We start from the raw sequence: 12826 nt of genomic DNA, 5'->3' as shown, positions 1-12826 counted from the left end.
TTGACCCCTTTTGAGGTGCACCCCAGCATGAGTAACCCCATCCTGAGAGAAAACTGCATTACCGATGATGAAAAAGAAGATGCGAAATTTCACTGGATCTTCCCAAATTGGGTTTTCGAAAATGTCTCTACTCATCTGGAATGCCCCGCGCAAGTGCTTCACCTTCCCCTGCTGGTGTTCTTTTTCTGGTTGATGTTCTTAGTTATTTAACTTTTCTTCCTACAAATCGCGTTCATCTTTTCGATCCTGATAAACTCAAACTCTGGATACTGGCTCTTAATGTAGCCACGAGCGAATGTCGAGAAAGTCTTCCTTTTGTTCGAGCTATGCTCAGCGATCTCTAAATACTCGTAAGGGATCGGAACCCAGTACTCGTTAACCATGAATCAAGTCACCAACTTCAATGGTCCCGTTGATCATTTTTGTTTGCCTGCAATACTCACATTTACCGCACTGTTTCGGTTCCTCGTTTTCTTGTTTAACTGAGATCAAACGATCCATGTGATGTTCGATGTACTCCATTTCGAAATCGAAACGAGAGCGTTCAAAGTGAATGACTGCCTTATTGACTGGATTTTCTTTTGTTACCGCTACAACATAAGGGTCGTAAAACTCCCCGGTATTCTCAGCGATTACTCGTCGATACAAAGCCATCTGAAGGACGTAATCCCAAGCCTCGATAAAAGATACCCAACCCTCGTATTTCGTTGACCAGTACCGTTTATAGAGGTCCTGTGTGGTCTTCAAATCTGTGAATGTTCTTCGTTGATGGTTGATTGAATCGACTTTGATTTTCCAAGGTGCGCCGAATAACTCAGCTGTATAGATAACTTCCTTTTCACCGTCCATAGCGTGCATGCAGAAAGAATCGTTCTTCACTGCATCGATCATGCGGTCGGCGATCTCAAAGTCTGAGTATTTACCGCCTCGTTTCTTATGAATCATGTCGCTGTATTGCTCTTCGACTTCAGCAAACGCTTCGTCACTCTCAAACGCTGCGTGTGTATACGATCCAACCACCAATGGCGTGGAGATTGGGGAGACATGCTCCCCTTTAATCTCTGCCATTGTGCGAGCCTCGCAATCCATAAAGGACTTAAACTGCGAAACTGAAAAATATTGCTTGTTAGATCATTTGAATGGTAATTCGTCCTCAGTGAATTCGACTGCGGTGAGGTCATCGTCATTTGTGTTCACCGCCTTTTCATTCTTCTTGCTACTGGATTTTGGTTTATCATCTTTCTTTGCAGCTTCTGCTTCTTCGAATCCTTTCGTCAGGTCCGTTTTCGGCTGCTCTTTTTCTGTTTGAGTCTCTTTGGAAAACCAGTCCTCAGGCTTACTCATGCCATCTTTCAGTGAGTTAAAGATTTGGATGAGGTCCATAAGGTCGTATTCCGTGAATGCATCAGCGTTGTAGCCAATCCGTGCCTCGATCATGTCCTGTGTGACTCTGTGATTGTCTTTAAATGCTTTTAGTGCTGCGTTAATACGCTCTTTTAACGGTTTGTCACCTTGCCCTGTCATCGTTAACTTACATTGCTCTACCGCTTTATCTACGATGTCACCTGGTATAACCCCTAAGACACATGCTCGTACTCGACGAGCGCCGTTGTTGGCTACTAACTCGTAGATGTCTCTAGGATCTTCGAGCTTCTTCAACTTCCCTTTCGCCTTCATAGAATGCTTAACCGTGAACACTTTTTCCTGCCGTACATTCGTTTCAAGGTCCCATGCATATGCCATCGCCACGGACTCACCTTCACGCTGTTCAAGTTCTTTAATGCCGTATGCTAGGTTTCCCCAGTTTTGAGCGAGTACCTCAGCCATTCGGATCGATGGACCTTCGACTTTCGTGCCACCTCTTGGGTAGCTATAGACGGCTACTCTCGCCAACGACTCACGCTTACAGTTATCAAGAATCCGTTGTTCAGACTGAAAGATATTCCGAGGAAACTGCTTCGCCATGAAGATTTGTCCTTTAACTTCTTCCATTTCACGGGACGAGGACGCTTGTGCTAGTGCCCCACCCTGCATCGGTTGTTGCATCGAATGAGGTGCTTGATCGTAGCTTTGTGTTAATCCATTCATGCCGTCACCGCCTCTTTGATAAGTCGTTGGTGTTTTTCAGCATCCATTATTCCGAACATGTAATAGCTGCCGAGGTTTACAAACACTTCGTGTGGATACTCGTCACATTCTCGATTTTTCACTTTGAATTCTGGGTACAGCTTCATTAAATCTTCTGCATGCATCTGCACTCTCAATTTATTAGTAAATAGATCTTCGCTTACCCAGAGGACTCCGAATTCACTAGCTTCTTTTTGTGCCTCTGCGATTAACTCGATGACTTGTCCTATTCGTTGTTGTTTTGACAATGTAATGCCCTCCTAAATGTGATTTGTTTGTTGAGGGTCTGAGTGATATAATTGCTGTACGATAATTATTATCAGACCCCCGAGTCGTTTTGAGTGCCAGCTCAAACGGCTCTTTCTTGTTCTTGTTCGTGTATCCTCAATAACTCTTCTCGATCCATTCCTAACCTTGCACCGACTTGCTTCATTCCTTCTTTTCTTCCTAATACATTTAAGTGATTTACAACATAGAAATGTAAGTCTCGTTTCTTAATCATCTTCGTACCTCCGCGTTATCTCTGATGTAATTTGTAAGGCATGTTGAGTCATCGTGTAACAGCACATCGTCAAACTCTAGGTGATCCTCTCCGTCGTATACGCTGTGTTCGCAACCGCTACAATTGCCAATTTCCATTGGTTCAACTGGATCTAAATATTTGTGAGGTAGCACCATTCCGTTTTCTATCATGTTCTCCCTCCTAAAATGTGATGTGAGCGACCATTAACGCCGCGATGATTCCTGATGTAAATAGACCGATGAGGATGCGCTCTTGTGCTTTCTCGCTCATATTGCGACTCCCACGTACTCTTCTAACTTCTTAGGCGATATGTGATACGTCCACTGATCGCTCATTTGTACGGCGGTTCCAATTGGTAACAATCCTCTTTGTAATCCGATGCGTACGTACTGTTCAGATGTTCCTAAAATCTTCGCTGTATCTGCTACGCTAACTCTTTGCTTTGTCATCGTTCTCCCTCCTACATAAACATTGATATAAATCCGATTGTTCCAGATATTCCTTCTAGCACTTGCTGAATAATTGGCATTGATTCAGCGCCCATTAGATAGATAACTAATAACTCTTGGCAATCCGTTTTTGTTGCCCATTCGCGGACGACGTTTACGTTTGGGACCATACGGTTTGTTTCGATTCTCGATATAATGGCTTGTTCCATATGCATGGCCGACCCCATCTTCTCTTGCGACCATCCCATTTTTACGCGACAGGCTCGCAATATCGCTCCTAATTCCACATCTAATCACCTCCTTACGTTGATATGACCAATTGTCATGGACGCTATTAAATAGGTAGCGATATGATAAATGTATAGAAACGCTGATGATTTAAAGTGTTTCTATAACCCGCCCTTTGACAATTGAATTGTGCTAGGCTACTCGTTTAGGAATCCAATTGTTAATGTAGTTCGTTGCCGCCTCTAAGTCCTTGCGTTTTACGTCTTTGTAGCTCGCCACTGCAAAGCGATCCTTAATCTCTCGGTATGCCTGCCGAAATAACTTAGATGCTTCTTGTTTGTCTTCCGTGAAGTGGTACACTCTCTTTGCTACTGCCTTTTGCAACGATCTTTGCTCGCCGTAATCTAAAGTGATCTGCTCATCTACTTTGGATTCGAGTGCAATAAGTTTCTTCTCTGTTTTATCTTGTCTTTCGCTCGTCGCAATCGTTAACTTCATTGATTCGATGAGCGATTGCTTTTCATCCAATACTTGGACGTTGTTTCGGATTTTCTCTTTCATAGAGTGAAATTCTTTAATGTAGCTTTCTTTAAATCTCATCGCATCCGATCCTGTGTAGCCCATTACCAAAAACGTAAACCCTTGTTCGCTAATGATGTACTTTGGATACTCTCGTTGCTGTTCATTGATGTAAGTTGACTCGGCGAAATTGCCGACCCGAAATTCTTCACTACATTCAAGCTCTCGTATATCTCTCATCACTCTTGCGTGTTCCTTATCGAAGCTTCTAGCGATCGTTAAACTGTCCGTTACTACCTGATTGTCTTTGACGAATACAATTGACATTTCATTTCCTCCTTGTAGGGATTTGTCCCTATCTGTCGAATAGGACAGTAAGGGGGTGAACACATTGAGAATTAATCCAGAATGCGTTCGTGATATTATTTTGACAATTGAAGAAGTTACTGATTTTAATACCGACTTTCAATACCCAAATGATAATTATGAAAGGTTAAATTCGTATTCAAAAAATGAGATGTTAACTCATTTAGAACGTTGTAAAGATAATCAATTATTCATTGGGTACTTTTTTTATATGAATCAGTCAGTTAGCATTGAAGACCTTTCTCCAAAAGGTCATTCATTCGCTGATGCGATACGCTCTGATACAACATGGAACAAAGTAAAGGAAAAGCTTAAAAGCACAGCAGGATTAGCAATCCCCGCTCTTGTTTCATTAGCAATTGATTACTCACAATCAAAATATTAATTTTTAGATTCCTCTCGAATGTCGGTTCGAGGGGAAATCACTAATATTCAGAGTCATTCATTCTTTTTAAATCACTTAACTTCTTAATCCTAGTGATTCAGATAAGTCCCTAGTGATTAGCGAAGGCATATACTCAATCAATAAAACAGGTTTTTCAGATGCCATAAGCTTCAAATCAACAGATACAATACCTTTACCAAACAAAATGTCATTGAGTTTAATTTTTCCTTTTGCACATATCTCCTGACCGTTCATGTCTATCAAGATGTGTTTAAGGTAATGAGAACTTACACGCTGTTTTAATACCATCCGATCACTCCTATGCTGTGGTTTTTTGACTCGTTTTGAGTCTGTTTTCTTCAAAAAAAAATGCTCATATCGAACCCTAATTCATCTGCTAATCGTTTGGCAGTTCTGCCTCCGGGATCCCTAGTGCCTACCTCAATACTTGATAGGTGGCTCCTAGAAATAAGCACTTTATCTGCTAGTTCTTGTTGTGAGTACCCTGCTTCATCTCTTAAATCCGCAAGCCATTTTCTCATCTTCCGACCCTCCTAATGACTCGTATCGCGTCTGGCTTATTTTCATTATAAGACTCATTTTGAGTCACGTCAACACATTTGTGATTCTTTTTGAGTCATTTATTTATGACTCTTATTGAGTCATGTATAATACTGGTATATTAAACTAAGGAGTATGCCTATGCTTTCCGATAAATTATCGGTGCTTCGCACTAAACATAAGCTAAGTCAAACTGAACTCGCTAAAAGACTAGGTATAGCTAGAACTACTCTATCTGGTTATGAGAGTGGCAATAGAGATCCTGATTACGAGACTTTGAAAAAAATCGCTGATTACTTTGAGGTGTCCACTGATTACTTACTAGATCACGAAATAGATAAAAAGGATGATCTAGAATTCTATAAAAGCAAAATTGCTACAGAGTTTCCTTATATAGACTTAATGTTTAAAGACCTTGAAAGTTTTTCAGCAGAGGATATGAAAGAAGTATACGAGTACATCAAGTTCAAGAAGAGTCAAAAAGATATTTAACGAAAGGCGGACGAGAGATGAAGCAAAATACATGTCCGATTTGCCACGATAAACTTAGCCTTTTCAAAACTGTAAAAATTAAAGACGGCACCAAAATATGCGAGGTACACTATGAAGAAGCAGGTATAGATCTATCAGAAAGAATTGATCGCATTAAAAATAAAAACCACTTCTCTGTGGATGAGTTGCAAGATAGAATTTCAAAGAATTCAACAACTGAACTACTTACTGATTCAGATTTAAATTTAATTACATCAAACAAACAGAAGATATGCCCTATCTGTGATCAGAAGCTAACACTTTTAAAACAAACTCTTAAAGGCGGAGTCAAAGTTTGTGAGAAACATTTTGGAGAAGCTGGGATTGACATGAATGAAATATTATCTAGGGTAGGGAATGAATTTACTTTAGAAGAGATTAGACTACGAATTAATACGGTCAACAAAGTAAGTAAAGAACTTGAAGACGAAAGAGAAGTATTCAGAATAGACAAGAACATAGGTATATTTGTCGCTTTCGATGAGACTCAAAAAAAATGGGCTACACTTTCAAATGGGCAATTAGATAGAATATACGACTATGAAGACATCGTTAATTTCGAGTTATTAGAAGATGGTAATTCAGTAGCTAGTGGTGGTTTAGGAAGGGCTTTAGTTGGCGGAGCACTTTTCGGAGGAACTGGTGCTATTGTCGGTGGTATCACAGGAAAGAAAACGACTAAAGCGATTTGTAGCACTCTAAAGATAAAAGTAACTATGAACAATATGAGTGAACCAGTTATTTATATAAATTTTATCGAAACTAAAACTAAGAAAGACAGTTCTTCTTATAAAATATTATTTGATTCAGCTCAGGAATGCCTTTCAATACTCCAATTAATTTGCGAAAAAGCAGATAAAAAAACTCTCGACAAACAACCTGTAACTCCTGCTGAAGAAATCACGAAATATAAGACACTCCTAGATGAAGGTGCGATAACTGAAGAAGAATTTAGCCAACTGAAGAAAAAATTATTAGGGATTTAAACGGTGTACATTGATTACACCTTTTCTTTCACCACAAAACCAAACATACGTTCTCATTAGGGGTTGATCATTATCTATACGCACTTGGAAGATTACATCTTTGAGCTACTACACAGTATTGGAATAACTCAAGCTGATCAACTGGATATGAACCACATTGCTAAGCTACTCGGGGTGAAAATCAGCTATAAACGAAAATTTTATAGTATCGGCAATGAAATCATACTATCTAACGGTGACGTACGTGATGAGTGGTTCTCGTTTGCACATGAACTAAAACATGTACTGATTGATAAAGGCAACCAATTAATTATGCCCAAGTCCTTTCGAGAGTTCCAGGAATGGAAAGCTGATCTCTTCGCCTATCATTTTTGTGTACCTACTTTTATGCTAGATGACTTACCTCAATTAAATACGAATGACATTACACGACTATTTAATGTTACACACGATGTGGCTACACGCCGCTTAGAGATGTATGAAAGCAAACTATATACTCGTTCATTGATGCCTGTCTAATTAAAAAACATTAGATGTAAGTAGATGGTAACTCAATATGAAGCAAATGCGGTGTAAAAAGTACAGCAACATAAAGAAAGGTAGTGTTGACCTATCAAAAACCCAAACGGCTTCGGATCAGTATTCAAACTATCTGGAAAAAGACGTAAACCGTTTGCTGTTCGTGTCACCGCTGGATGGTCTGATAATGGCAAACAACTTTACGAGTACCTGGGGTATTATAAATCGAGACAAGATGCCATGATCGCCCTTGCGGACTACAATAACAATCCCTATGATCTATCTGGAGGCAAGCTGACTTTTGCAGATGTCTATGAACGGCTAGAAAAAGAAAAGTTCCCTAAGATCTCTAAATCCAATCAACACGGGTACAATGCTGCGTTTAAGAAAGCTGAATCGCTACATCACATTAAATTCAACGATCTCAGAAAAGCTCATTTACAAGCTGTCATTGATAACTGCGACAAGTCATACGGTACAAAGAAAAAAATAAAAGTGTTGTTCAATCAAATGTACAAGCACGCCATGCAGAATGATCTTACAACGAAAGATTACTCACGCTATATCGAAATGCCTGCTAACGATTCTGGTAGCTACAGAGAGCCGTTTACTCTCGATGAGATACAACTTCTCTGGGATAACTTAGATCAATTAGAATACGCCGATACAGCACTCATCATGATCTATACAGGGTTACGGCCCGGTGAACTCGTTGAGATTAAGAATGAGAATATCAATTTAGAGGAACGTTATCTACGAGGTGGTCTGAAAACCGCTGCAGGAAGAAATCGAGTCGTACCGATCCATAAGAAAATTCATCCGCTAATTGAAAAGCGCATGAATGATGAGTCAGAATTTCTAGTGGCTAGTATCACAAATAACAAAATGAGTTATTACACTTATTATCATGAAAAATGGAAAAAGATGATGGACCAATTAAACTTAACCCATCGTCCACATGATTGCAGACATACCTTCGCCACGTTGATGGATAACGCCGATGCAAACAAATTGGCAATAAAACGGATTATGGGTCACTCAGCTAAGGATATAACCGATCAGGTGTACACACACAAAGACATTAACCAGTTATTAAAGGCAATTGACCTACTGGATGTATAGATTGGAGGTATTTTCGATGGGGCAAATTAAAGACTTAACAGGTAAAAGATTTGGTAAGTTAATTGTTTTAAGAATTACAGATAAAAGGATGGGTCGAAGCGTTTGCTGGGAATGCCGATGCGATTGCGGAAACATCATTGTGACAGGAAGTCATCTATTAAAAAGTGGAAATACTAAAAGTTGTGGTCATCATAATAATGGAAAGAATAACGGAAATTACGAACATGGTTTGTTTGATCAGAACCTATACAAAAGATGGCAAGGTATGAAGACGAGGTGCTACAACTCTAAAACAAGTCAGTACAAAGACTATGGAGGTCGCGGAATTATTATTTGCGATGAATGGTTGAATGATTTCAAGTCCTTTTATAGATGGGCCATAGACAACGGATATAAGGAGAATTTACAAATAGACAGGATAGATAATGACGGAAACTATGAACCATCAAACTGTCGATGGGTTACCCTCAAGCAAAACTCTAATAAAAGAAGATCATCGCATTATGTGACAATTGATAACGAAACTAAAACTATAGCTGATTGGTGTTTGATTTACAAGATAAGTAATAACGTTGTTCGCGTAAGGATTTCGAGGGGTTGGAATGAAGAAAAAGCGATTACCACGCCAGTAAAGAAAAACTGATATAATCTTGCATACTACTCGTATACTACCTGTATACTACGCACCTAAATTTTGACCCATTTTAAAAGACTCGCATGCATAACAAAACCCCCAACCATAGTGGTTTGGGGGCTTTTGTAAAGGTAGTATCTTAACGCTTCGAGAATTGTGGTGCACGACGTGCAGCTTTAAGACCGTATTTCTTACGCTCTTTCATTCTTGAATCACGAGTTAAGAAGCCTTTTTCTTTAAGTGTTTTGCGGTATTCAGGATCAACTTCAAGAAGTGCGCGTGAAAGACCGAGTTGGATCGCTCCCGCTTGACCTGTGAATCCACCACCATGAACATTAACTTTAATGTCATATTGGTTCTCTGTTCCTGTTTCAACAAATGGTGCGCGAACAACCATCTTGAGTGTTTCGTAATCGAAGTACTCATCCATGTCACGCTTGTTGATCGTTACTTTACCGCTGCCCGGTGTGACGAATACACGAGCAGTTGAGTTCTTACGACGGCCTGTACCGTAATATTGCAAAGCTGTCAATTCAAACCCTCCTCTTAATTATCCACGTAGCTCGTAAGCTTCTGGTTTTTGTGCTTCGTGCTTATGCTCTGGTCCTGCGTATACGTGAAGCTTCTTGATCGTTTGACGACCGAGTGCGTTCTTTGGAAGCATTCCGTGTACTGCAAGTTCAATAATCTTCTCTGGCTTGCTTTGACGCATGTCGATCGCGCGAGTCGATTTAATCCCTCCGCGATAGCCACTGTGACGATAGTAAACTTTGTCTGTCCACTTCTTACCTGTAAGTTCAATTTTCTCAGCATTGATGATGATGACATTGTCACCTGTGTCAACGTGTGGAGTGAACTCAGGTTTGTTTTTACCGCGTAGGATTGAAGCAACTTCACTAGCCAAACGTCCGAGAGTTTGACCTGCAGCATCAATCACGTACCATTTACGTTCGATTTCATTTGCTTTAGCCATATAAGTTGTACGCATGGTGGAACCTCCTCGTTCAAGATCATTCATTTATTTAACAATCAGTTTGTTGTTCTCGTTTATTTCATTCTCCGGGGCAGTGGAGTTTGAAATGCCAACTAACATCATATAATAGTTCTAGCCCAAAGTCAATTAATATAAGCAAAATTGATAAAGAAAAGCCACCTCCTATGAGATGGCTCGAAACCCGCTTCTATAAAGGCTTCACGCTGATCGCCTTACCCATAAAAACGCGACTTGGGTTTCCTGTAAAGATCTGGTTTAACGTCCTGTCTGTAACACCGGACTGTTGTAACTCTGGTATGACCTTCTCAAATAGATGACCGACATGCCACTTCTGCAAAATCCTCTTCATGAAATCGCTTTCAGGCAAAGGTCTACCTCGCCAATAATTAACGGTATCATGGGAGAGAATGATCTGTTCTTCATAGCCCATCGCAAGTAACCCTAAGAGAGTCGATTTTCTTTCCTCATCACGAGGTGTACCTACTAGTCCTTCCAAGCCAAAACGGTCAAACCCAATCGTCACGCCACGCTCTAATACGCTCAGGTGATCACGAATGTTCGTCGTACCGTCCATATGACCGATCACAACCTTCGCAGGATCCGCTCCGTGCGCAAGAAGAAGCTCGATTTGCTCGATGCCCATTGTTCCTTCTTGCGTATGAGTCATAATCGGAATGCCCGTTTCCTTTTGGATCCGTGCGGCTTGCCTAAAAAACATCTGTTCATATTCTGTAATCACACCTCGACTGGAACCTACTTTAATAACTCCTGGCTTAATACCAGTCCCAGCGATGCCATCTGTGACTTCCTTATAGAACATCTCGTAAATCTCTTCTTCAGCATTGCTTAATCCCACTCGTGCTTTGAAGTAGGCTGGCGCCCCTTCACCTTCATAATAATAACCACTTGCACAGATGATGTTCATTCCTGTGCGCAGAGAAATTTCTTTAAGCATCTCTGGATCACGCCCACAATCGTTTGGCGTCGGATCCACCACGGTGTTCACCCCAAATTGTTGCAACTTCTCACATACCTCAATACCAACTCGTAATGCCTCTTCACGGTCGTAACACCCGAGCGTCACGTCACCCTCAAAGCCTGGGTAGCCAAAGATGAAATGTTCATGCATCATCGTTTTACCTAGATCTTCAATTGCCAATCGACCTGTGACCGTTTCTACATGTGAATTCATCACTACTCCCCTTTTCGATTACGACTTTGATTTTTGAAGTTCAGCGTCTTGCAGTTTTCTCCAAAGAATCTTTCCGCTTCCAGAAACGGGCAGTTCTTTTGTGAATTCAATGACTCGAGGGTACTTATAGGCTGCCATCTTTTCCTTCGCCCAATCAATGATCTCTTGCTCGGTCGTTGATTCATAACCGTCATTTAAGATAATGACCGCTTTCACGGTTTCTCCTCGTCTTGCGTCAGGTGTGCTGATGATGCAACATTGTTGCACCGCTGGATGAGCGTACATTTTGGACTCTACTTCTGCAGGCCACACTTTAAATCCCGAAGAATTAATCATTCGCTTTACACGATCAACAATATAGAAGTACCCATCTTCATCGTACGTCACAATGTCACCTGTTCTAAAAAATGTCTTGCCATCAAGTTCGACAAAGACTTGAGCGGTATCTTCTGGTCGATTCCAATACCCTTTAAACACTTGAGGGCCATTAACGAGAAGTTCGCCTTCTTGCCCTGGACCTAACTCTTGTAATGTAAGTGGTTCGACCACTCGACTATCGACATCAAAGCTCGGAATGCCGAGGCATTGTAACTTCGCTTTACCGATCGGATTCGAATGCGTCGTTGAGATTGTTTCAGTTAGACCATACCCTTCAGCATAACGTAACCCTGTTACTTCAAAGAGCTTCTCACCGACAGCTTTCGGAAGCGCTGCACCGCCTCCATTTACTGCTAACAAACTACTTAAGTTATAATTTGATAAGTTGGGATTGGCTAAAAAATCAACGACCATCGTCGAGATATTCGTCCAGTTTGTACACTCGTGTTTCTCAATTAACCTCCCAGCAACGTCTCGGTTCCAACGCGTCATCAACACGACTGTTCCTCCTAAATGAATCGGAACAAACATACAATGAACGAGTCCTGTTACGTGGAACAACGGTAGTCCACCCAGTGCCACTGCCTCTGGTGATCCATTGCCCCAATGGCTACCTGACATGACATTTGCTTGTACGGTTTTGTGTGTATGCTTACAGCCTTTTGGCAATCCCGTCGTTCCCGACGTATAAGGGAGTACTGTCAAATCATCTGCTTCACCTTTATATGCAAGAGGCGCTTGATCGTACCTCAGCACTTCTTGCCAAGAAATATGGTTCGAGTCCTTCCCAATCGGTGGTGCTTTTACAATATGAGGTAACTCATACTCGCAAGACTCTGGTAAATACTCAGAATAAGCAGCAAGAATAACATGTTTAAGAGGCGTCATGTTAAGTAATGGTTTAATACGCTCAAACAACTCCTGGCCGACAAATGCAACGGTCGCCTCACTATCTTCAATTGGAAACTTCACTTCTTCTGTTACCATCATCGGATTAATTGGCACTGCAATCGCCTCTGCACGCATAATAGCGTGGATCGCAATGACATATTGCGGGCTATTCTGCATGTAAATTAGAACACGATCACCTTTTTTCACACCGAGCTCGTGTTGCAAATAACCCGCTACTCGCTTTTGCTCTTCATACAACTGTTGATAAGTAATTTCTTGATCGTAGTAAATAATTGCTCGTTTATTCGGGTAACGCCTCGCACTAATAGCTAGATTATCCAAAAGAGTTGTTTCAGGAATGCTCAAGCGCTTTGGTGTACGTTCTGGCCAGTGATCATAGTGTCTAGTAAACATAAAATGA

The 12826-nt window shown here is 40.9% G+C and carries 19 protein-coding genes; 6 read left to right on the top strand and 13 right to left on the bottom strand.

Features of this window, described 5'->3' with window-relative positions; translation table 11 throughout:
* Positions 1 to 375: 375 nt before the first annotated feature.
* The 7 genes from JCM19038_RS22430 to JCM19038_RS16060 all read right to left on the bottom strand — a co-directional run bounded on the left by JCM19038_RS22430 (position 376) and on the right by JCM19038_RS16060 (position 4173).
* The gene (locus JCM19038_RS22430; RefSeq protein ID WP_042419982.1) at positions 376 to 1068 is read right to left on the bottom strand and encodes a PD-(D/E)XK nuclease-like domain-containing protein; all 693 of its coding nucleotides are present in this window, start codon (positions 1066 to 1068) and stop codon (positions 376 to 378) included.
* 63 nt (positions 1069 to 1131) lie between these two features.
* Complete coding sequence (locus JCM19038_RS22425; RefSeq protein ID WP_042419980.1) at positions 1132 to 2088, bottom strand: hypothetical protein; 957 nt, start codon at positions 2086 to 2088, stop codon at positions 1132 to 1134.
* Positions 2085 to 2375, bottom strand: a complete 291-nt coding sequence (locus JCM19038_RS16080; protein WP_042419977.1) for a hypothetical protein — start codon at positions 2373 to 2375, stop codon at positions 2085 to 2087. The genes JCM19038_RS22425 and JCM19038_RS16080 overlap by 4 nt, the downstream gene beginning before the upstream one ends.
* Positions 2376 to 2476: 101 nt before the next feature.
* A complete protein-coding gene (locus JCM19038_RS22975) occupies positions 2477 to 2629 on the bottom strand; it encodes a hypothetical protein (RefSeq protein ID WP_193745158.1) in 153 nt (50 codons plus the stop codon).
* Positions 2630 to 2916: 287 nt separating this feature from the next.
* Positions 2917 to 3099, bottom strand: coding sequence for a hypothetical protein (locus JCM19038_RS16070; RefSeq protein WP_042419969.1), 183 nt, complete (start codon positions 3097 to 3099; stop codon positions 2917 to 2919).
* A gap of 11 nt (positions 3100 to 3110) precedes the next feature.
* The gene (locus JCM19038_RS16065) at positions 3111 to 3386 is read right to left on the bottom strand and encodes a helix-turn-helix domain-containing protein (protein ID WP_052361808.1); all 276 of its coding nucleotides are present in this window, start codon (positions 3384 to 3386) and stop codon (positions 3111 to 3113) included.
* A 133-nt stretch (positions 3387 to 3519) separates the two neighbouring features.
* A complete protein-coding gene (locus tag JCM19038_RS16060) occupies positions 3520 to 4173 on the bottom strand; it encodes a Rha family transcriptional regulator (protein WP_042419966.1) in 654 nt (217 codons plus the stop codon).
* 64 nt (positions 4174 to 4237) lie between these two features.
* Here JCM19038_RS16060 and JCM19038_RS16055 point away from each other — a divergent pair, with 64 nt between their 5' ends.
* Entirely contained in the window at positions 4238 to 4597 is a 360-nt protein-coding gene (locus tag JCM19038_RS16055) for a DUF2513 domain-containing protein (RefSeq protein WP_042419963.1), read from the top strand.
* Between the two features lie 75 nt (positions 4598 to 4672).
* On the opposite strand, the gene JCM19038_RS16050 is transcribed toward JCM19038_RS16055, so the two are convergent.
* Complete coding sequence (locus JCM19038_RS16050; protein WP_042419960.1) at positions 4673 to 4906, bottom strand: hypothetical protein; 234 nt, start codon at positions 4904 to 4906, stop codon at positions 4673 to 4675.
* Between the two features lie 50 nt (positions 4907 to 4956).
* Positions 4957 to 5139, bottom strand: coding sequence for a helix-turn-helix transcriptional regulator (locus JCM19038_RS16045; RefSeq protein WP_042419958.1), 183 nt, complete (start codon positions 5137 to 5139; stop codon positions 4957 to 4959).
* A gap of 160 nt (positions 5140 to 5299) precedes the next feature.
* Between JCM19038_RS16045 and JCM19038_RS16040 the strand changes: the two genes are divergently transcribed.
* The 5 genes from JCM19038_RS16040 to JCM19038_RS16020 all read left to right on the top strand — a co-directional run bounded on the left by JCM19038_RS16040 (position 5300) and on the right by JCM19038_RS16020 (position 8959).
* Positions 5300 to 5650 carry a helix-turn-helix domain-containing protein gene (locus tag JCM19038_RS16040; protein WP_042419956.1) on the top strand — a complete coding sequence of 117 codons (351 nt, stop codon included), beginning with the start codon at positions 5300 to 5302 and terminating at the stop codon, positions 5648 to 5650.
* Positions 5651 to 5667: 17 nt separating this feature from the next.
* Positions 5668 to 6675, top strand: coding sequence for an SHOCT domain-containing protein (locus tag JCM19038_RS23905; RefSeq protein ID WP_052361806.1), 1008 nt, complete (start codon positions 5668 to 5670; stop codon positions 6673 to 6675).
* 63 nt (positions 6676 to 6738) lie between these two features.
* Entirely contained in the window at positions 6739 to 7194 is a 456-nt protein-coding gene (locus JCM19038_RS16030) for an ImmA/IrrE family metallo-endopeptidase (protein WP_152549481.1), read from the top strand.
* A 240-nt stretch (positions 7195 to 7434) separates the two neighbouring features.
* Complete coding sequence (locus JCM19038_RS16025; RefSeq protein ID WP_238554464.1) at positions 7435 to 8316, top strand: site-specific integrase; 882 nt, start codon at positions 7435 to 7437, stop codon at positions 8314 to 8316.
* 16 nt (positions 8317 to 8332) lie between these two features.
* Positions 8333 to 8959, top strand: a complete 627-nt coding sequence (locus JCM19038_RS16020; RefSeq protein ID WP_042419950.1) for a hypothetical protein — start codon at positions 8333 to 8335, stop codon at positions 8957 to 8959.
* Between the two features lie 130 nt (positions 8960 to 9089).
* Here the strand turns inward: JCM19038_RS16020 and rpsI are convergent, their stop codons facing one another.
* The 4 genes from rpsI to JCM19038_RS16000 form a co-directional block, all read right to left on the bottom strand.
* Positions 9090 to 9482, bottom strand: a complete 393-nt coding sequence (rpsI, locus tag JCM19038_RS16015) for a 30S ribosomal protein S9 (protein WP_042419947.1) — start codon at positions 9480 to 9482, stop codon at positions 9090 to 9092.
* Positions 9483 to 9500: 18 nt separating this feature from the next.
* On the bottom strand, positions 9501 to 9938 hold the full coding sequence (rplM, locus tag JCM19038_RS16010; RefSeq protein ID WP_042360803.1) for a 50S ribosomal protein L13: 438 nt from the start codon (positions 9936 to 9938) through the stop codon (positions 9501 to 9503).
* A 193-nt stretch (positions 9939 to 10131) separates the two neighbouring features.
* Positions 10132 to 11136: a phosphotriesterase gene (locus JCM19038_RS16005; RefSeq protein WP_042419944.1), complete on the bottom strand. Its 1005-nt coding sequence runs from the start codon at positions 11134 to 11136 to the stop codon at positions 10132 to 10134.
* Positions 11137 to 11154: 18 nt separating this feature from the next.
* Positions 11155 to 12819 (bottom strand): long-chain fatty acid--CoA ligase, encoded by a 1665-nt coding sequence (locus tag JCM19038_RS16000; protein WP_042419942.1) that lies wholly within the window; start codon positions 12817 to 12819, stop codon positions 11155 to 11157.
* Between the last annotated feature and the right edge of the window lie 7 nt (positions 12820 to 12826).

Source organism: Geomicrobium sp. JCM 19038 (genome assembly GCF_000698125.1).
GTDB lineage: Bacteria > Bacillota > Bacilli > Bacillales > Marinococcaceae > Geomicrobium_A.
Note: the sequence above shows the minus strand (reverse complement) of the source record. Positions and strands in the feature narration are given on the sequence as shown.